General features: G+C 63.6%; 10 protein-coding genes. 6 read left to right on the top strand and 4 right to left on the bottom strand.

Annotation, left to right across the window (positions count from 1 at the left end):
- Nucleotides 1–32 precede the first annotated feature (32 nt).
- Nucleotides 33–12,764 carry a filamentous hemagglutinin family protein gene (locus J6524_RS31730; protein ID WP_225677828.1) on the top strand — a complete coding sequence of 4,244 codons (12,732 nt, stop codon included), beginning with the start codon at nt 33–35 and terminating at the stop codon, nt 12,762–12,764.
- Nucleotides 12,765–12,922: 158 nt separating this feature from the next.
- Here the strand turns inward: J6524_RS31730 and J6524_RS31735 are convergent, their stop codons facing one another.
- From J6524_RS31735 to J6524_RS31745, 3 genes are read right to left on the bottom strand one after another with little or no spacing between them, the layout of a single operon-like run.
- Nucleotides 12,923–13,624: a DUF1045 domain-containing protein gene (locus J6524_RS31735; RefSeq protein WP_225677829.1), complete on the bottom strand. Its 702-nt coding sequence runs from the start codon at nt 13,622–13,624 to the stop codon at nt 12,923–12,925.
- 21 nt (nt 13,625–13,645) lie between these two features.
- Nucleotides 13,646–14,839, bottom strand: coding sequence for an alpha-D-ribose 1-methylphosphonate 5-triphosphate diphosphatase (locus J6524_RS31740; RefSeq protein WP_312002515.1), 1,194 nt, complete (start codon nt 14,837–14,839; stop codon nt 13,646–13,648).
- Nucleotides 14,836–15,501 carry a transferase hexapeptide repeat family protein gene (locus J6524_RS31745; RefSeq protein ID WP_225677830.1) on the bottom strand — a complete coding sequence of 222 codons (666 nt, stop codon included), beginning with the start codon at nt 15,499–15,501 and terminating at the stop codon, nt 14,836–14,838. Before J6524_RS31745 ends, J6524_RS31740 begins: the two co-directional genes overlap by 4 nt.
- 185 nt (nt 15,502–15,686) lie before the next feature.
- Between J6524_RS31745 and phnC the strand changes: the two genes are divergently transcribed.
- From phnC to phnE (J6524_RS31765), 4 genes are all read left to right on the top strand, one after another.
- Nucleotides 15,687–16,499, top strand: coding sequence for a phosphonate ABC transporter ATP-binding protein (gene phnC / locus J6524_RS31750; RefSeq protein WP_225677831.1), 813 nt, complete (start codon nt 15,687–15,689; stop codon nt 16,497–16,499).
- An 81-nt stretch (nt 16,500–16,580) separates the two neighbouring features.
- Complete coding sequence (gene phnD / locus J6524_RS31755) at nt 16,581–17,489, top strand: phosphonate ABC transporter substrate-binding protein (RefSeq protein ID WP_225677832.1); 909 nt, start codon at nt 16,581–16,583, stop codon at nt 17,487–17,489.
- Nucleotides 17,490–17,552: 63 nt separating this feature from the next.
- Nucleotides 17,553–18,440 (top strand): phosphonate ABC transporter, permease protein PhnE, encoded by an 888-nt coding sequence (gene phnE, locus J6524_RS31760; protein WP_225677833.1) that lies wholly within the window; start codon nt 17,553–17,555, stop codon nt 18,438–18,440.
- On the top strand, nt 18,437–19,291 hold the full coding sequence (gene phnE, locus J6524_RS31765; RefSeq protein ID WP_225677834.1) for a phosphonate ABC transporter, permease protein PhnE: 855 nt from the start codon (nt 18,437–18,439) through the stop codon (nt 19,289–19,291). The genes phnE (J6524_RS31760) and phnE (J6524_RS31765) overlap by 4 nt, the downstream gene beginning before the upstream one ends.
- Before the next feature lie 3 nt (nt 19,292–19,294).
- On the opposite strand, the gene phnF is transcribed toward phnE (J6524_RS31765), so the two are convergent.
- Nucleotides 19,295–20,023 carry a phosphonate metabolism transcriptional regulator PhnF gene (gene phnF / locus J6524_RS31770; RefSeq protein WP_225677835.1) on the bottom strand — a complete coding sequence of 243 codons (729 nt, stop codon included), beginning with the start codon at nt 20,021–20,023 and terminating at the stop codon, nt 19,295–19,297.
- Between the two features lie 126 nt (nt 20,024–20,149).
- On the opposite strand from phnF, the gene phnG reads away from it, so the two are divergent.
- The gene (gene phnG, locus J6524_RS31775; protein ID WP_225677836.1) at nt 20,150–20,605 is read left to right on the top strand and encodes a phosphonate C-P lyase system protein PhnG; all 456 of its coding nucleotides are present in this window, start codon (nt 20,150–20,152) and stop codon (nt 20,603–20,605) included.
- Nucleotides 20,606–20,608: the final 3 nt, after the last annotated feature.

Consider the following 20,608-nt stretch of genomic DNA (forward strand, 5'->3'; position numbering starts at 1 on the left):
CGCGCCGCACCAGACTTCCTGAAAGACCGCACATGACAAATCGCGCCTCATTCGCAACCCTTTCGGCTCACCATTCGGCGCAGTTGCCGCGGGCGCGGCGGCGCTTCGACCGTGGGGCCTTGCTCGCTAGTGCGAGCCTGTTGGCGCTGCATCTGGTGAATTCTGAAGCCATGGCGCGCTCATTGGGCGGGTCGCAACAGGCGCCTTCGGCTGCGGCGATCGCGGCCCAGACGGGCTCACAGGAAGCGGCACGGGCAGCACAGAACTCCCTGAAGCGCGCGACGATGGCGATTCAGGCGCTGCAGGCCAGTCAGCGAGCGGCCCGCGATGCGGCGCGGACGGCGTTGCAGACCACGCCAAGCGGCATACCCCACGGCCTTCGGCCGGGCGGACTGCAGGTGGTCACCGGCGCGACGGCGGGCTCGGAGCTGTGGCAAGGCGCGAACCTTCCGACCCAATTCAACGAGGGTGACCGTGCCAAGGTGACAATCGGGCAAACACAGCAAAAGGCGATTCTGACATGGCAGACCTTCAGCATCAGTGAGAAGACGGACCTGCGTTTCGATCAAAACGGTAATCGAGACTGGGTTGCACTCAATCGGGTGCTTGATAACACCGCTCCCAGCAAGATCCTCGGCAGCATCAAGGCAGACGGCTCGGTCTACATCATCAATCAAAGCGGCATCATCTTCGGCGGTACCTCGCAGGTGAATGTCGGTTCACTGATTGCATCCACGGCGAAGATCTCCAACGAGCAATTCCGCAATGGAATCTATTCGGCGCAAGCCGGCTCCACGTGGACACCAACCTTCAGCGATGCGGCAGAGTTGCTTGGAAATGGCAGGGGCGGCGGTGTCATCAAGGTCGAGGCCGGCGCGCAGATCGAGACGAATGCGCCGCCGTCCGTGACTTCCGGCGGCGGCTTCGTGCTTCTGATGGGCGGAGAGGTCGTCAATGCGGGCACGATTACGACACATAATGGCCAGACCCAGCTCGCCGCCGGCGACGACTTCGTGCTGCGGCGTGGCTACAGCACCGAAGCGAACCTCTCCTCGACCACGCGCGGAAACGAGATCGCGCCACTGTTCGATTCCGCAAGCGTTGCGGGGCTTGTCCGCAACCACGGCATTATCTTCAGCCCGCAGGGCGATATCACGATGGCCGGCCGGACCATCAGGCAGGACGGAGTCCTCGTCGCCTCGACCTCGGTCAATACGCGCGGAACGATTCACCTGCTGAACTCGGCAGCCGACACGCTCGGAAGCGTCACGCTCTGCGCCGACAGCGTCACAGTCATCATTCCCGAGCTCGAGAGTAATGAGACTGCGCTGAACTCGCAGCGCGACGCGCTGATCGCGACCTCTGCCACCGCCAATCAACAGCGCAGCCAGTCGGCGACTGGTGTGTTCAACAATCTCTCGCTGCTCGCAGATCGGCTCGATCAGTTGCGCATCGAGATAGTCACGGGCGGCGAGGTCGTGTTCGAGGGCGGCGCGACACCGGACGCCGGTTCGCTGACCATTGCGCAAGGCGGGCAGGTCGCGGTGTCCGCAGGACGTCGCATCTCCACCGAAAGCGGTGCGACCGTCGACGCTTCCGGTGTACGCGATGTCGTGCTCGCGATGTCGGCCAACAATCTGATGCTGAACATCCAGGGCAACGAGCTGCGCGATTCCCCGCAGAACCGCGACAGCAATTCCTTGAAGAATGCGAATGTCTGGGTCGATATCCGCGATCTGATCTTCGTGCCGGCCGGCACCGGCGGTTACGATGCTATCAGGTACTACACGCCGGGCGGGCTGCTCGAGGTCGGCGGCTATCTCGCTAACACCAAGCACACGATCGGCGAATGGACTGCGGTCGGTGGCAAGATCACGCTCTCAGCATCGGAAGTGATTGCGCAGAAAGGCTCGATCTTCGACATATCAGGCGGTTCGGTCCGTTACGAGGGTGGCTATATCCGGACCACGAATTTTCTCGGACCGGATGGGCGGACGTACAACGTCAACAACGCCCGCGGCGACATGACATTCTACGGTCTGGGTCAAGGCTATGTCCGCAACCACGAGCGCTGGGCGGCCACCGAGGTCTGGACCAGTCTGCTTACCAGAGGCCGTGAAACTGTGCGATGGGAAGCCGGCTACACGGTCGGTCGTGACGCGGGGAATCTCATTCTTTCGACACCGACCGCTCTTTTCGAGGCCGACATTCTCGCGGACGTCGTCCAGGGCTCGCGCCAAACCAACGCGCGGCCAGATGGCATCACCGACGGCTACCAGGTTGCGCAAAACACTGTTGCCAAGGCCGGCACGCTGGCGCTTGGCAGATATGCGGCCAATGGTCTGGTCGGTGCCTACGCCACCGATGTGGTTATCGCCGATTTGACGGGCCTGTCGCCTTCCGCGATCCGTACAAACACGGCCTGGTTCGATGCCGGGCATCTGAACGCACAGGGGCTGGGTGGTATCGATCTCGCAACCACAGGCAAGATCACGATTGATGCCCCCCTGTCGGTCGCTGACGGCGGCTCGGTCTCACTGGCAGCGCCGGTCGTCGACATCAAGGCCGATGTCACGGCCCACAGCGGCCGGATCACGGCGACGAACATCCTGACGGCCTGGCCGACATCTCAGGTGCTCACATCAGCCGGTACTTCGACCGTCACGCTCGGCGCTGGCGTTGTGCTCGATGCGAGCGGATACTGGGTGAATGCCGTCAACGACCTCGCGGGCTACGGGAAGCAGGCGTTCATCAACGGCGGCGATGTTCGCTTGATCTCCTCGGGAGACGTGGTCGTCAAGGACGGTAGCTTGATCGATGTCTCCTCGGGCGCCGCGCTCACCACAAATGGAAAGTTCCTGGGTGGCCGGGGCGGCAACGTCACTCTCAAAGCTTCTGCCACGCTTGATGGGACGCTTTCGCATGGTGGCCGCCTGACTCTCGACGGCAAGATCCGCGGCTTCGGCGTGGCCGGAGGAGGGGCGTTGGCCATCACGTCCGGCGGGACGATCGTCTTTGGCGGCGACGTGCTCCAGACGAACGGCCGGCTCGGTGCCGGCGAGAAGGCACCCACAGACCTGATCAGCCTGGAGACGTTCGTCGTCCGCGCCGGAGAGGTTCTGCCGGCCAACTACAGCTATTCGACGACCGTGGCGGCTCCCGGACAGGTGATGGGCGCCTCTCCCAACATCACAAGCACCAACCGTGTCACGCTGGCGGCCGACTGGACGCCGCCACGTCCGGCGGCTCTGGGAGGATTTGGCAGCTACGCGCTGAACGTCAATGGCGCGATCATAACAATCGATTCGTCCTCTCCGCTGCCGACGATTCGAGCGGGTTCGGAGATCAGAGGCATCACCGACGTTCAGAATTTTCCGCAAAGCTACGTGGTCCCGGCGGATGTCTTTCCGGCTGGCATCCCCATCGTCGCGACGACGGTCACGGCATTTGCCGGAAGCCGGGCGCCGGTCGATGTCACGTTCGCCGCCGGCACCGTCATTCGTTCCGGCTCGGTGCTTCGGACCGGGGTCGCGGTGCGGCCGCTGGAGTATCTCAGCGAAAATCTGCTGCAGGGCGGCTTCTCGCAATATCAGATCGCCGGAGGCTCCGGATTGATCGTTGCGCCGAGGACGCGGCTCCACGTCACGACACCGGTCTACCGTCGCGGGCTGGGAAGCCTCGCTACCCCGACTGGCGCGGATCCCAAGGCTGCCCTGGAGCTCTGGACTCCGCCGCAGTATATCGACAACCCCGCCAAGGCCGAGTTCACGCAGCGCGCCGGCGCCGATCTGTCGTTGATATCCGCGGGCGGGATAACACTCGCATCCGACTCGATCATCGAAGTGGACGACGGCCGCTCCGTCGCGCTGAAGGCATTGGGTCAAATCACGATTGAAGGCGCGATCACCGCACGCAGCGGCACCATCACGATCGCCAGCAATCTCGACAACGTCGTCCAGACGCGCGCAACTCCCGGTCAATCGATCTGGATCGGTGAGCACGCAGTCCTCGACGTCTCCGCGCGGCCGGTCACGAACGCCGATACGAAAGGACGCCGCTACGGAATCATCCGGGATGGTGGGTCCATCAACATCGGCATGGCCTCGTTCTCCGCCGTCAGCAGCGGGGTCCTTCCAGCGACCCATTCGTTTGTGATCATCCGGCCGGGCGCCCGGCTTGATGCCTCCGGCTCCAGTGGCGTGATCGATCTTGTCTCCGATGCCGGCATGAGCGTGGCGCTGCAGCCGATCACGGTCGCGAGCAATGGCGGCTCCATCACGATTGGCTCGCAGAGCGGATTGTATCTGGATGGCGAGATGCTCGCCGCGACTGGCGGAGCGGGTGCCGCAGGCGGTCGTCTGACGATCGCTCTCGAGACCCCCTCCAACTACAATCCGATCACCGCCGCCGGCCCACGCGTCTTCACGATCACGCAGGAACGCCAGACGGGCACGCTTACGGGTCTGAGCCCCGGTCTCATGGATTCGTCACTTCGCTACGGCGAAGGCTATCTGAGCTCGGCACAGGTGGCGCAGGGCGGCTTCGACACTCTGTCGCTCTGGAGCCGCGACACGTTCCAGTTCAATGGAGACGTCCATCTCTCGACGGGCCAAACCCTCGCGCTCTATCGCGGGGTTCTCTCGACAGCCGCCGACACACCGAACAGCCGTGTCTCGCTGAGCGCGCCTTATGTTCTCCTGGACGGAGCCGTCGGCATCGAGGCTGGGGGCGTATACTCAGGCCTCACCATCCCGGTCTACCGGGCGTCGGCCTCCAACAACGGGAGCCTCACGGTCACGGCCGATCTGATTGATGCGCGCAATCGCGTCTTGTTCGGTGTTCTTGCCTCATATCAGACTGGCCTTTTCGGCGAGCTGAACCAGGAGTATGTCGTTCAGGCTGCTGGTTTCGCCCAGATCGATCTTGTCAGCCGTGGCGATATTCGTTTCGGGACCGGTGCACTCGCAGGCGGTGGAAATATCGCGATCGAGGCGGCGCAGATCTACCCGACAACCGGAGCCGTGGCGCAGATCGCGGCCGGCGTGGATCAGATTGGCACTCTGCGGCCGGACGGCAACTTGACCATCCGCCGCAATGGCAGCATGCCGGCCCTCCCACATTCAGCCTTCGGTACGCTCGGACTGCTCGCCGCGACGGTCGATCAGCAAGGTATCGTACGGGCCCCACTGGGCAGTCTCTTGGTCGGCTCGAACGCCGATCCATTCATCTTCGGCTACAGCACCAGCTCGACCGTCGTGCTTCGCCCGGGCAGCATCACCTCGACTAGCGCGGCGGAGCTCGTCATGCCCTATGGCGGGACCGTTGATGGGCTGTCCTATAAATACGCGGGCGCTGACGTGGCCTTTCATGATCTCGCCTCGTTCTTCCCCACGGGAAGGAGCTCGTTCGGCGTGACTCTGTCAGGCAAGCGTGTTGTCGCCGAGCACGGCGCCGTGCTTGATCTCAGCGGCGGCGGAAACCTCACCGGCGCCGCCTTCATCAGCGGCCGCGGGGGCTCGGTCGACATCCTCAAGACGCCGCTCGTCAATGCCAATCCGGTCCTCGGCTACAGCGACGCATCGAATCGTGTCTATGCGCTGATGCCGGCCTATGCCAGCGGCTACGCGCCGATGTCGCCCGAGAAAGCGGCGGGCGATCCGCTGGTCGGCCAGCAGATCACCCTGACACAGGCGGTAGGCGGATTGCCGGCGGGCACCTATACGCTGCTCCCGTCGAATTATGCGCTGCTTCCCGGCGCATATCGTGTCGAGCTGGGTCGGAGCACCACGACTCCTATCGGCCCCGCGGCTCTCGCAAACGGCTCCTATGTGACGACAGGCACGCTCGGTGTCGTCAACACCGGTATCCATTCGGCCCTGCCGAGCCGGATCATTGTCACGCCGGGCCAGGCCGTGCGGAGCCACTCGCAATACAACGAAACGAGCTACAGCGACTTCGTCCTTGCCAATGCCGCCGCGTCCGGGCGCTTGCGGCCGCGCCTGCCGGTGGACGCGCAGACACTCTTGCTCAGCTTTGGCTCCGCCGTCGGAGATGTCCTGTCGTTCGACGGCACCGTGCTGATGCAGTCCGGCGATGGTGGCTACGCCGGCACTCTTGCCGTGAGCTCCACTGGAGCGCTTGAAATCAAGCCGTCCGGGACCGTGGCGACCGCCGGCATGGCCTCTCTCGACGCGGAAGACCTGTCGCGCGTCGGCGCCGGAAGCCTGCTCATCGGCGGCAATTACTCCTACGTTTCGGGTCAGAACGACACGAGCATTACCAGTGCGCATGTCTATTTGAGTGCGACAGCGGCTGATGTCGTCGTCCGCAACGGCAGCGTGCTCGAGGCGGGCCAGATTTTCGCCCTGGCAAGAAATTCCGTTCATGTGGAGAACGGAGCTGTCTTCGATACCACGCGGTCGAGCACGAACATCTTCGACTCGAGCGCCGGTTACGTCTTCTGGAACTCGCTCTCAGGATCCTTCGCGAACACCGGCGCCATCCTGGCCGTCTCGAACGGCTGGCTCAATTTCCTGCCGGTGAAGACGGCTGCCGCCGGCACTGTCACGATCAACGACGGAGCGGCGTTCCGCACGCTCGGGACGATTGCGTTTGCGGCCAGCAACGCGTTGGACCTCGGGGCCAATGTGGCGCTCAACGCGCGCTACATCACGCTCAGCCTGCCGGAGATCAACGTCGGCACGGATGCATCCCTGGCCGCGGCGCGTGGCGCCGGCGCCCTCGGCTCGGGCTGGCTGCTGACGCAATCGGCGCTGGATCGGCTGCTCACGCCGGCGAATCCGACGCTCCCGCGTGCTGAACGCCTGACCCTGACGGTCGGCTCGTCACTCAACTTCTTCGGCGATGTTGACCTCGACATGAGGAGCCCCGGAGGCGGGAGCAAGATGCTGGTCCTCAATACGCCGGCCATCTACGGTTGGGGTACGGTGGGCGACGTCGCAACACTGTCCGCCGACACGGTGATCTGGAACGGCGTTTCGAGCGGGCAGGGCACGACAGCCAGTCCTTATGTCAGCTTGCCTCCAGGCGCGGTGCGCCCGGGCGGTCCCGGCACCGGCGCGGGCGCGCTCGCCATCAACGCCCGCGAGATCGTGTTCGGCTACGATCCATACGCGCGGCCTCAGAACGAGGCCACGCTGGATCGCCTCGCGCTCGGCTTTGCTACCGTCAATCTGGCGGCGTCCGACAGGATCACGGCGAACAATCGCGGCAGCCTAGCCGTGTATCGCAGCGGCACGGGTGCATCGAATTATGCTGGCGGCGATCTCACCATTTCGGCGCCGCTGATCACTGCCGAGGCCGGCGGGCTCATGTCCTTTGTCGCGGGCGGCGCGATTACGGCGCGCGCCGGCGCAGGCGGGCCGGCGAACACGGATTCGGTCAGTCAGGTCGGTGGCGAACTCCGTTTCAAAGGCAGTGCGATCACGATCGACACTGCGATTGCGATGCCCAGCGGCCGCCTCGAACTGAAGGCGACCGGGGACATCACGCTCACGGATCGCGCCACGCTCGATCTGTCAGCCCGTTCCATCACGTTCTTCGACGTGACCAAATACAGCTGGGGCGGCGACATCGTGATGGAGAGCGCCGCCGGCGTGATCACGCAGCATGCGGGCTCGATCATCGACGTGTCCGCGGCACGCAATGACGCCGGCTCGATCCGCGCCGAGGCGCTGGGCACGGGCGGCACAGTTGCGTTCCACGGCGCCCTGCGCGGCGCGGCAGCGGACGGCTTTGATTCCGGCAGCTTCGATGTCCGCGCCTTCACGCTGGCGGATTTTGCCGGCTTGAACACCAAGTTGAGTGAAAGTGGCTACTTCAGCGCGCGCAACTTCGTCATCAAGACCGGCGATCTCGTGATCGGCAATGAGGTCCGTGCCCGCGAGGTAAATATCTCGGTTGATGGCGGCAGCCTGATGGTCACCGGCCGGATCAATGCCAGCGGCGCCAAGCCCGGCTCGATCCGCCTCGCCGCGCGCGACGACCTGACGCTCACCTCCAGCGCGATCCTCGATGCCCGCAGTACCGTGCTGCAGGTGGACAGCACCGGCGCACCGATCGAGGCGTCGAACCGCGGCCATGTGGAGCTCACCTCGGCCCAAGGGACGGTCAGGCTTGCGACTGGCGCCACCATCGACCTGCGTTCGGCCGACAACGTCGCGCGCGGCAAGATCGAAATCAACGCACAGCGGCGGGGCGGTGCGGGTGGCGCAGGGGCCGGGGCCGACGACATCGCCATCGATGCGGCCGGGCCGCTCGACATCCGCGGCGCGGCGAGCATCGCGGTGAACGGCTTCCGCAGCTACGAGCCGACGCGCGGCATCATCAACCAGAGTCTGCTTGACGCGATCCATACCGACAGCAGCGCCTTCATCAATGCGGCGTCGATGAATGGTGCCTTGCAGAGCCGGCTGACCGGATTGCGCGCCTACGGGGACGCGTTCCATCTGCGCCCCGGCGTCGAGCTCCGTAGCAATGGCGATCTCGCCACCGAGGGCGACGTCGACTTCTCCGGCTATCGCTACGGACCGAATGCCGATCCCGGCGTGCGCGGCTCCGGCGAGCCAGGCGTGCTCGTCGTCCGTGCTGCGGGCAATGTCACCATCAAAGGCAGCATCAATGATGGCTTTGCGCCGCCGCCGGCGACGCCGGATGATAATGGCTGGGTGCTCTTGCCGGGATCGCAGCCAGCCGACGTTTGGGTCGGTTTGGGGGTCACGCTCGCGGGTGGTCCATCCGGAGCCGTGACGACATTCGCTGCCGGCGCAAGCTCGACCGTCGTGCTCGACTATGCGATTTCAATTCGCGCTGCGACCCTGCGAAAAGGCGTTGCTGTCCCGTTTCAGTTCGTCTCCACCGGAGTTCTCTCCGTGCCGGACTGGGCGCGAGCAGAAGGCGGCTGGATTGCAACCGCACCGATCTGGGCGAGTGCGGCGGCACAGCAGAGCGGACAGCCTCCCATCTTCACGCCAGGCCAGAAGGTCAATGTCCAGCTGCCGACCGGAACGGTCTTCGGTGCCGGAACGGTGCTTCCCGCGGGGACCCCGCAGCAGGCAGGAACCCTGGGCATCGCTGCAGTGACCGTGCCGGCGGGCACGCCGCTCAATGTCTTTGACAACACGGTCACGCTGAATGCCAATGTCGTCGTGCCCGCCGGGGCAAGAATTCCGGCGCAAACCAACGTCGTGCTGACGACGACGCCCATCGGGTCGATCAGCGCGCCTCTGACGCTGTCTTCCGGCCTGATCCTGATCGGCAATGCGTCCGGCACGGCGACGACGTTTCCCGGCGGCGCGACTTCCACGACCGCTCTGACCTTCGCAATCAGCATTCGCAATGCAACGCTCAGGCGTGGAGTCTCCATCCCGTTCCAGTTCGCGTCGAGCGCAAATCTCGCCGTTCCCTCCTGGGCAACCGCTCAAGGTGGTTGGGTCGCCACGGCACCGATTTGGGCAAGCACGAATGCCTACAGCCAAGGCCAGCCGCCGCTCTTTACTGCCGGCCAGCGCGTGAACGTGACGCTGCCGAGCGGCACCGTCTTTGGCGCCGGCACCGTGTTGCCCTCGCTTGTCGCCACCACGACTTCCGGCACCTTGGGCATGTTCGGCGCGATGGTGCCGGCCGGCACGCCGCTGAACGTCTTCAATTCTGCAGTGACTTTGAGCGCATCGGTCGCAGTTGCTGCCGGAACCGTCCTGCCGGCCGGCACGAACATCCAGCAGGTCATCTCCGCGCCGTTACGTCCCTCCGGCAGCGACGGCCGCCAGGGCCAAATGTGGGCCGTCGCGCCCATGCTGGCGCCGGGCTCGTTATCCTGGTCGATGCGCATGGCGTCGGGCGCCGATCTTTCGTCTGCCGACAGTCGCACCCTGCGGTCTGCAGATTTGCCCGAAGGGCAGGGCAATATCAGGCTGTACGATCCCCACTACACGATACCCTACGACATCACCACGGCGCCGCCGGCCATCAGCGTGGTGCGGACCGGCACGGGCTATCTGGAACTGCTGGCCGGCGGAGACTATCGCCAGGACTCGCTCTTCGGCGTGTACACCGCAGGCCAGGCGACCGGCGGTCTGGGGCGCGCGCGCCGCAGCGATGGAACGGTACTGGGCCCGGGCAATGCGGCCTATGAGGCGGCGCTCAATCCGATCGGCATCTATTTCACCGAGCATGGCGGCGACGTCCTTCTGGCGGCGGGCGGAAGTATCGGCGGCTATCTCGACAGCAAGTCGTCGAGTAGCGCGACCTACGCCACATCCGATGTCGCCGGATGGTCCTGGATGCAGGACGGGAATTGGGGCATCAATTTCGGGACTTACGATGCGAGCAGCGCGCTGTTTCTGCGTGGGTTTGCCGGCATCGGGGCACTCGGCGGCGGCAACGTCACCGTTCGTGCGGACGCCGATGCCGGACAGACGAAGACCGGCGGCCCGCGAACGCCGCTGACGGCGGCGATCGGCAGCAGCGGCCAAGCGCAGGCCGGCGGAAACCTTGTCCGCCACGGTGGCGGTACTCTGACCCTCGATATCGCCGGCCAGCTCAATCCGGCCGACAGCGTGTTCACTCCCATCGTCGCCGATATTGCCAATCTGCGCGGCGACATCATGTTGCGTGCGGCTTCGGTTGGTCGCGTGATCGCATCGAAATTCGGCGTTCGCATCAATCTCGATCCGCGTCCATCCGAGCCGCTGGTGCCGAGCAGCTTCGCCGCAGCCGGCACGCAGAGATTCAGTCTCGGCGATGCAACGCTCGTCCTGCAAAGCCGCTCCGATATCGTCGCGACCGTCAATGCAGCAGGCAGCCTGTGGGCGGACACGACGGCGGCTGAGCTGTTCTCCGCCGGCGGCGAGATCGTCCCCATCGGCGACGTGCCTTCGCTTTCGATCATTGCGGCTCGGGGCAGCATCCATACCGGGCAGTACTCTACCTCCTCGGTCAGGCTGTTGCCATCGCCGATCGGGCAACTGGAGCTTCTGGCCTGGAACTCGATCAATGGCGATATCCCCTCGGGCGGCTCCAACTATGTCGGCTTGAGTGCAGGCGCACCCTTCAGCAATCTGCATATCGAGGATCCGGAGCCGATCCGCATTTATGCGGTGAACGGCGACATCATCGATCTCCAGGTCGGCGAAAGCCGCCGGGATTCCCTCACTGGGATCTGGACCCATGATCCCGTCGGCAAGCACGCCTGGATGCGGGCCGGACGGGACATCGTCAAGTCCGGCCTCACGGTGCTCAACAATCGGGGTACTGACGTCTCGATCGTATCTGCTGGCCGTGACATCATCCTGGCCGAGATGAACGGCTACAATTATCAGGTCGCCGGACCCGGAACGCTGGAGATCACGGCCGGCCGCAACATCATCCTGACCGACCCGAGCTCAAGCGCCGCCATCGGTCCGTTCATCAGCATCGGCGCGCTGGTCGCGGGGGATCTTCGTCCTGGCGCCGACATCGTCGTGCAGGCTGGCGTCGGAACAATTGGGCCCAACTATGCCGCGTTCGCGGCCCGCTATCTTGATCCGGCCAATCTTGCACAGCCCGGTATTCCCTTGGCAGATCAGGCCGGCAAGGTTGCGAAGGCTTATGACGAGGAATTATTTGCTTGGCTGCAGAACCGCTTTGGACCGCATCAGAGACCCTTCGTCCACCACGGCCGCACATTCGTATTCTCGGGCGGCAAGGGCGACGCGCTTGCCTTCTTCCTGAGCCTCCCGACCGAGCAGCAAGGCGTGTTTCTCCGTGGCGTGTATTACGAGGAGCTGCGGCTTTCCGGCCGTGAATACAACGATTCCACGAGCACGCGATTCGGCTCCTATTTGCGTGGTCGCGAGGCGATCGAGGCGCTGTTCCCCGAAACAGACGCCAATGGCGCTCCGATCCAACGCAATGGCGATATCACCATTTTCGGAGGGGCACATATCCGGACCGACTTTGGCGGCAACATCCAGATGCTGGCGCCGGGTGGTAAGATCATCGTCGGCATCGAAGGCGAAGTCCCGCCGTCGACGGCGGGTATCGTCACGCAGGGCGCGGGCGACATTCAGATGTATTCGAAGGGAAGCGTCCTGCTCGGTCTCTCGCGCATCATGACGACCTTCGGCGGCGATATCATTGCCTGGTCGGCGGAAGGCGACATCAATGCGGGCCGTGGCGCGAAAACCACCATCGTCTACTCGCCGCCGAAGCGCGTCTACGACAATTATGGTGCCGTGACCCTGTCGCCGAACGCGCCCTCCTCGGGTGCGGGCATTGCAACCCTCAGTCCCGTCGCCGGTCTCCCACCGGGCAATATCGATCTCATCGCGCCGCTCGGCACGATCGATGCCGGAGAAGCCGGCATCCGCTCGTCCGGCAACGTCAATCTCGCCGCGCTGCAGATCGTCAATGCCGCGAACATCCAGGCCGAAGGCAATACGACCGGCGTTCCGACAGTTCAGGCGCCAAACATCGGCGGTCTGACAGAGGCGTCAAACACCGCAGGGGCAGCGGCTCAGCAGGCAGCGATACCGACCCAAAACACGGCAACCGCACAGCCTTCGATCATCATCGTCGAGGTGCTCGGCTTCGGTGGAGGTAGTGGCGAAACGCCTGAAAACGGTGATGTGGATCGCCGCCGCAACCCCGATCAGCAATCCTACGACCCGAACAGTCGGCTTCAGGTCATCGGCCTCGGGCAATTGAGCGCGGAGCAGAAGCAGCAATTAGCCGAGGACGAACGTCGTAATCTTGCCGGCCGGTAGTTGGTATAGTGACGTGCGTGGTAACGTCATGTCACTTGCGATAATCGCGTCAGTTTAAGTCGCGGCGTTTTCGCTCGCGTGCGCCGCTGCCGCTTGGCGCGGCAGCGCATGGCGTCCTATAGCAATGATATCTGGAGTATTGCAACGTTGCCGACGATTTACGGAACTGCGCCCTGGAGTAGCCAGTTGCCGATAACACGAAATCGCCGGTCGGGTTCGTCCTGACGGAAAAGCGCGATTCTGTCGACAGCCAAACTATGCACCCCACTTTCCCGAAAGCGGTCCCGCAGCATCTCAAGAAGAGGCGCGTGCCCGGCATCCAGACGGCCAGTGAGGGTCATGTGAAAGCGAAACTCCTCGAAGACGTACGGATACCCCCAGCGGTCAAGGTAGTCGCGTTGCCGCGGCGTCAGCTTTGACGGACTGCGCCGGGCGCGATCCTCTTCCGTGAGCGGCGCGCGGAACGGCTCGAACTCGCGGACGCAGGCGGCGGCGAGGCGTTCAAGATCGGCTGACGCCGCGCTGGGCACGACCGCGATAAAGCCGCTGATGGTGTCGACGACGGGTTCGATCACTGGAATGGCGCGTGGCGCGCTGGCGAAGCCTGCACAGGCAGCGGCAAGCTCGTCCTCGCTCTTGCCTGGCGCCAGCGCCATCGGTGGCTTCAAGGTGGCATGGAAGCCGTATTTGCGCGGATCATGTGTGATCTCGCGCCACTCGGGCGGCAATCTCATTCCAGACGGGAAGGGCACATCGGCGCCCTGATGGGCGTCGTAGCCGAGCAGCTCCGCGCCAAAGCGGTCGAGAACGCTGCCCGGTTCGGGTGCGAAGTAAATTGCGTAGCGCGGATAGTTCCCCATCGGCCGGACTTTAAAGAGACTTCAGGCTGTCGCAACCGCACGATGCGACGTCGAGGAAACCTGGATCAAGCGGCCGGCGTCCGTCAGATGAGCCAGCCTACCACCGGCAATGACGGCGACAATGCGAGGGCGTAGCGGCACTTCATCGTCCACCAGAATGAGGTCGGCGCGGTGTCCCGCGGCCAGCCTGCCGCGATCGACAAGGCCTGCGGCTTGCGCTGGCGCAGCCGAAATCAATTGCCACGCCTGCGCCAGCGGCAGGATGCCATCGGCGGCCAGGCGGAAAGCGGCGAGCAAGGGCGCGGGATAGTAGTAGTCGGACGCGAGGACGCTGCAGAGGCCCTTCTCGATCATCTCGGACGCGTTGGTCCAGCCGGTATGGCTGCCGCCGCGCACCACGTTGGGCGCGCCGAATACGATGAAGTCGCCCGCCGCAGCCGCCTCGCGGGCCGTCGCCTCGTTGACAGGAAATTCGGCGATCGTGACGCCCCGCGCACGGAACGTCTTTCGCTTCTCCGGACTGTCGTCGTCATGGGAGAGCATCTTTGTGCCGGCTGCCCGCGCCATTCCGGCCAGCCGCGAAATCGAATCCGACACCTCATCTCCACGCGCAGCGACGCGCTGCACCAGTCTATCGAAAGCCTCTCCGGACAATCCGGTGCGCTCGACCATGCGGTTGCGCTTCTGCGGCTTGGCCAGGCTCGCCACCGTCAAATCCATATGGTCGTTAAATGCGAACAGGTCGATGCGCGCCTCCGCCAGCCATTGCCCGATTTCGCCTTCCGCATCGAGATTGTAGGTCTCATGGCGGAGATGGAAGCGGGTATCCGCTGCAAGCCTTGGCCCTAGGCTTTCGATCGCCTCGAGCAAAAGCCGCGCATTGTCGCCGCTGCGCAACCCCGGCTCCCACGACCAGGTCGTGGCGTGGAAAACGGTGGTGATGCCATTGGCGATCGCCTGACGGTCGCTGTCGGCGAGCGCAACGTCGACAGGAAAGTCGACGCCGGGGCGGGGCATCATCTGCCGCTCAAAAGCATCGCCATGCAGATCGACGATGCCGGGCAGTACCAGCAGCTCGCGTGCATCGATCGCGAGAGCGCCGCGTCCCTTGTCGCTTCCGATGGTGCCGATGTCGCGGCCGGCTATCAGCAGGGAGGTTTCGACGAATTCTTCGCCCAGGAGGGCCCGGCCACATTCAATAAGAATGTCAGTCACGATGTCGCACTTTGTCGTTTGCTGTGAACAAGTCCAGCAGAAGCCGCTTCGTATTTGTCGAGGAAGTCTTCGATCGCGAGCTTTCTGAAGTCGGGCAGTGCCCGGCGCAGCATCTCGTGGTCCCAGTCCCACCATGCGAGGTCGGCGAGACGGACGGCGATACCTTCCGAAAACCGGCGCTTGATCGGACGCGCCGGATTGCCGCCTACGATGGTGTAAGCCGGTACATCCTTGGTGACGATCGCGCCGGCTGCGACGACCGCGCCGGTGCCGATGCTGCGGCCCGGCAGCACGACGGCGCCGTGACCAATCCAAACATCGTGTCCGATATCGACGTGATGCGCGCGCCGCCATGCGAAGAATTCGGCCTCGTCGTTTTCGCCCGGGAAATACGCACTGGCGCGATAGGTAAAGTGCGCCTGCGAGGCGCGCTGCATCGGATGATTGCCGGGATTGATCCGCGTCATGGCGGCGATGGAGCAGAATTTTCCGATCGTCGTATAGGTGATCTGCGCGTCGTTCACGACGTAGGAGTAGTCGCCCATCGTGACTTCAAGCAGGATGGTGCGCGCCCCAACTTCGCTGTAGGCGCCGAGCTTGCTGTCGCGGACGGAAGCAGTGGGATCGATGGTCGGTTGGACTGATAGCTGCTTGCCGGCCATCCCAGGTTTCCATGCGCGAACGATGCGGGCAGGCCGACGTCTTCGGCACGCTTGATGACGTTGTCATGACGTTTCGATGACGCGGAGGTCGGGTGTGGACGGTCGCCGCAGCGCAGCGCGACTGTCACACAACTGTTAAGTCTCTCCTTTAGCGGTCGGCAGGCACGACGCGGTTGGAGCATTGCATGCTGGTAGTGGAAGGTCTGACGTGCCGTTTCGGCACAAAAGCCGCGGTCGACGACGTGTCCTTTTCAGTTGCGCCGGGCAGCTTTGTCGGCGTGATCGGCCGCTCGGGCGCCGGCAAATCTACACTTCTGCGCATGATCAACCGCTTGGCTGATCCTTCCGAAGGCCGCATCCTGTTCGATGGCGTTGATATTACCGCGTTGCGCGGCCGAGAGTTGCGGCAATGGCGGGCGCGCTCGGCCATGATCTTCCAGCAATTCAATCTGGTCGGCCGGCTCGATGTGCTCACCAATGTATTGATGGGCCGGCTTGCAACTGTGCCGGTCTGGCGTTCGCTTGTGCAGTTGTGGCCCGAGGCCGATAAGGCCGTTGCGATGTCGGCGCTTGAGCAATTCGACATGGCGCAAATTGCAGCGCAGCGCGCCGATCAGCTTTCCGGCGGCCAGCAACAGCGCGTCGCCATTGCAAGAGCCCTGGTGCAGGAGCCCGATATAATCCTTGCCGACGAGCCGATCGCCTCGCTCGATCCGCGCAACACCCGCATCGTCATGGACGCGCTGCTGCGCATCAACAAGCACTTCGGCATAACGGTGGTTTGCAACCTCCATTCGCTGGATCTGGCGCGCAGCTATTGCGACCGGCTGATCGGAATGGCGGCGGGCCGCGTGGCGTTTGACGGCGCGCCTGCGGCCCTGACGGAGCACATTGCACGCGAGCTTTACGACCTCGAAGCCAACGAGGTCATCGGCGGAGCACCGGTGAAGGCGCCGGATGCCGCGGCCATTCCTGCGCTCGGCAGCGTAGCCGCCTGAGCCGGCACAGCAAGACAAGGTGGCCGTTCGCGACAACGCGATCGGCTGAAAAGCGTAAACCACAGAGAGAGGGTCAACTTCATGATCAATCGTCGTATGATTCTCGCCGTGGCGGCGGGATTGGCATTTTCTGCGTCTGCCGCTTCAGCGCAGGACTGGAAGGCGAAATATCCCGAGCTGGTTTTCGCCAAGGTCCCCGATGAGAATGCCTCGGGCACGAGCGACCGCTGGACTCCCTTGACGGAGTATCTGTCCCGCGAACTCGGCACAAAGGTTACGCTGCGCATCGCCAACGACTACGCTGCCGTCATCGAAGGCCAGCGGGCCGGCAATATCCACATCGCGATGTACGGACCGTCGTCTTACGCCCGCGCCTACATTGTCGGCGCAAAGGTCGAGCCATTCGCGATCGAAGTCAGTGGCGACGGGACCAAGGGCTACTATTCGGTTCTCTACGTCAAGAGCGACTCCGGCTACAAGGATATCAAGGAGTTGAAGGGCAAGAATCTCTGCCTCGTCGATCCCAATTCAACGTCGGGCAACAATGTGCCGCGCTTCGCGATGGACAAGATGGGCATCGACCCCGAGAAGTTTTTCTCGAAGGTGGTCTATTCGGGCAGCCATGAGAATGCCGTGATTGGTCTTTCGCAAGGTACCTGCGATGCGGCGTTCAACTGGTGGAACGACGAAAAGGAATCGAACCTGCTGCGAATGGAGCGGAAGGGAATGGCGAAAGCCGCTGACTTCCGCATCATCTTCAAGTCGGAGCAGATTGTGAACTCGCCAATGGCGTATCTCGGCTCGTTGCCCGCCGATCTCAAGGCGGCGATCAAGAAAGCCGTGCTTGAGCTTGCGACCAAGGACAAGGCCGTCTTCGACAAGATCTATGAAGGCAAGCAGCTTCCGTTTGCCGAGGTGGACCACAAGGCCTATGAGGCTGTGATCGAACTGACCAGGTTCGTCGACAGCATCCGCAAGCAGAAGTCCTGAGCCGGGCGACGGGTCCGCAGCGGAACGGGCAGGTCGCTGCCCGTTCTCCCGCCGGAAGATGCAATGCGAGCAGCAATTCCCGAACTTCCGCAAGCTAGGCTGCGAGAGCTAACGGACCACTACGCCAGTGCCGTTGCTGAGAAACGGCGACAGTTGTGGCTCGGGTCAGCGCTTCTGGTCGGCGCGGTGCTTGCCGCCGGCTGGATGGGCGACGTCGACCCCTGGAAGTTTTCGGAAAACTTTTGGCGCTTCCCCGCCTACTTTGCGAATATGGTTCCGAAGTTTTCCTTTACGTCTGCCTGGGCCGACCTCTCCGAGTGGTTCTGGGGACTGCCGCGCTGGACGCGACTTCTGGGTGATACGCTGCTGATTGCCTATGTCGGAACCCTCTCAGGGGCGATCGGCGGCTTCGTTCTCTGCTTTCTTGCATCGGCCAACCTCGTCAGGTCACGGACGATCGTCTTCCTCACACGGCGTGCGCTCGAATTCTGCCGGACCGTGCCGGAGATCGTCTTTGCATTGATCTTCGTGCTGGCGTTCGGCCTCGGGCCTCTGCCGGGGGTTCTGGCCCTCGCGATCCATACCATGGGAGCTCTCGGCAAGCAGTTCGCCGAGGTCGTCGAGAACATCGACAGCAAGCCGATCGAAGGAGTAGCGGCGAGCGGTGGAAGCTGGCTTCAGATCGTGCGGTTCGGCGCCGTTCCTCAGGTGCTTTCGAATTTCGCCAGCTATGCGCTGCTGCGATTTGAGTACAATGTGCGCGGCGCTGCGGTAATGGGTTTTGTCGGCGCCGGCGGCATCGGACAGGATTTGATTGAGGCGGTCCGCAAATTCTACTTCACAGATGTCAGCGCCATCCTGCTGCTGATAGTCGCCACAATCATGATCATCGATTTCATCACCGAGCGCGTGCGCCATCATCTTATCGGGCTGCAGGGTGCCGGCACATGATTGCGCTCAATTCCGAGAACCGAGCCGCCATCGCCGCGCGCCATCCGGAAATTTTCCGCCCCAGCTGGCGGCGCCGGTCAATGATCGTGACTGGCCTTGGCGCAGCGGTTGGGGTCTTCGTGTTTGGGATTGTCCAGCTCGACATTCCGCTTAACCGCCTCTCTGACGGAATATTCATGCTTGGTGGTTTCCTTCGGCTCATGCTGCCGCCTGATCCAGGTTCGTGGGCGCTGGCGTTGACCTGCTTGCATGCGCTGGGCGAGACGCTGTCGATCGCATTTCTCGGAACGCTGGGCGGTGCACTGCTGGCATTCCCGGCTTCGCTGCTGGCCGCGCGCAACGTGGTTGCAAACCGGATCATCCATTTCTTGGCGCGCCGCAGCCTCGATACCGTCCGCGGCGTCGACACCCTGATCTGGGCGCTTATCTGGGTCGGGGTCGTCGGATTAGGTCCATTTGCAGGCATTCTCGCGCTCGTGTGCAGCGATTTTGGTACCTTCGGAAAGCTTTTTTCCGAGGCCATCGAAGCTGCTGACAAGAAGCCCGTCGAAGGGATACAGGCGGCGGGCGGCAATCATCTCCATGGTGTGCGGTTCGGATTGTTGCCGCAGGTCATCCCGATCTTGCTCAGTCAGGTGCTGTATTATTTCGAATCGAATACGCGGTCGGCGACGATTATCGGAATCGTCGGGGCCGGCGGCATCGGCCTTCAGCTTGCCGAACAAATCCGGGTGCTGGAGTGGCAGAAAGTATCTTTCCTGATTCTGCTCATCCTTGTCGCGGTATCGGCGATCGACTGGATGTCTAGCAGGCTGCGCTTTGCCATCATCGGCCGGCGTGCAATCGCCTGACCTTCAGCTATTCTCCACCAGGAACTGCACCCGTTCCGCGGAAAAGCGCACGTGCTTGGTGATCAGCGGACGGCCCTCGGCGTCGACATCGGTGGAGTCGACAATCAGGATCGGGCGGCCGAGCGCGAGGTCGAGCCGCGTGGCATCGGTCGCGTCGACAATGCCGGCGGTGATCCGGGTCGAGGCGCGGCGATAGTCGCGGACACCATAATGGGCCAGCAGCTTCGTCATTGAGCGTGCCGCGGCATAGACGCGCCCGGCATCGGGGAAACGTTCGGCCGACAGCCAGTGCGTGCCAACGCAGATCGGCGAGCGGTCGGCAAAGCGCAGTGCCTCGATGCGGATCAGCGGCGCGCCAGCCTTCAGGCCCAGCTCACGCGCGAGCTCTCGGCTCGCGGTCTCTTCCGATGCGTCGATCATTTGTCCGCGCGGTTCGCGGCCACCGGCGCCGACAATCTCGGAAAACCGGGTCCGCGAGCGCAAAGGATAGGCAAGGCGCGGCGCCTCGACATAGGTGCCGCTGCCGCGCTCGGCGCGCACCAGTCCGCGCTCGGCGAGCGCGGCAAGCGCGCGTCGCACAGTGTGGCGATTGACGCGGTAGGTCTCAGCGATCTCAATCTCGGCCGGCAGCTTTTCGCCGGCGGCGAAGCGACCGTCGGCAATGCCGCGCTCGATCCCGTCGGCGACCTGGCGCCACAGCGCCACACCGGAACCACCATCCTGCAAGCTCATGTCGCGCCGGGGCCTGAAACAGGCATTGGGAAAATCATCGCGGTGTCACGAAACGGTCATTTGCCTTGGCTACCAAGTTGTCTATTATCATAGACAACTTGAATCAGGCAAGGCCGGGAATTGGTGATGGCGGCGGAAAGAGCGATGGAGGGGCGGCGCAAGGCGGCGATGGCGGTGCTGGCGCATTCCGATGCCGCCGACATTGCCGAGCGCCTCGGCGCCGTCGATGTTTCCGTGCATCAAACGCTGCGCGAACCCGAGAACGGACTCGTCATGGTGCGTGGCCGGATCGGCGGCGACGGTGCGCCGTTCAATCTCGGCGAAGCCACGGTGTCGCGTGCCGCGGTGCGGCTTGCCACCGGGGAGGTGGGCTTCGGCTATACGCTTGGCCGCGATCTCGACAAGGCGCGGATGATCGCGCTGTGTGACGCCATGGTCCAGTCGCGAGAACTCGCCGAAGCCGTCGAGGCGAAGGTGCTCTCGCCGTTGCGGGCGGAGATGGCGGCGAAGCGCAGCCGACGATCCGCGGAGGCTGCGGCGACGCGGGTCGATTTCTACACCATGGTACGCGGCGAGGGATAGGTG

The organism is Bradyrhizobium hereditatis (genome assembly GCF_020329435.1).
GTDB classification, from domain to species: domain Bacteria; phylum Pseudomonadota; class Alphaproteobacteria; order Rhizobiales; family Xanthobacteraceae; genus Bradyrhizobium; species Bradyrhizobium hereditatis.

Bases quoted from the DNA above. Each gene is read 5' to 3' on its own strand.
- J6524_RS31730 (WP_225677828.1), top strand. From the start codon at position 33: ATGACAAATCGCGCCTCATTCGCAACCCTTTCGGCTCACCATTCGGCG.
- J6524_RS31735 (WP_225677829.1), bottom strand. From the start codon at position 13,624: ATGGGGAACTATCCGCGCTACGCAATTTACTTCGCACCCGAACCGGGC.
- J6524_RS31745 (WP_225677830.1), bottom strand. From the start codon at position 15,501: ATGGCCGGCAAGCAGCTATCAGTCCAACCGACCATCGATCCCACTGCT.
- phnC (WP_225677831.1), top strand. From the start codon at position 15,687: ATGCTGGTAGTGGAAGGTCTGACGTGCCGTTTCGGCACAAAAGCCGCG.
- phnD (WP_225677832.1), top strand. From the start codon at position 16,581: ATGATCAATCGTCGTATGATTCTCGCCGTGGCGGCGGGATTGGCATTT.
- phnE (WP_225677833.1), top strand. From the start codon at position 17,553: ATGCGAGCAGCAATTCCCGAACTTCCGCAAGCTAGGCTGCGAGAGCTA.
- phnE (WP_225677834.1), top strand. From the start codon at position 18,437: ATGATTGCGCTCAATTCCGAGAACCGAGCCGCCATCGCCGCGCGCCAT.
- phnF (WP_225677835.1), bottom strand. From the start codon at position 20,023: ATGAGCTTGCAGGATGGTGGTTCCGGTGTGGCGCTGTGGCGCCAGGTC.
- phnG (WP_225677836.1), top strand. From the start codon at position 20,150: ATGGCGGCGGAAAGAGCGATGGAGGGGCGGCGCAAGGCGGCGATGGCG.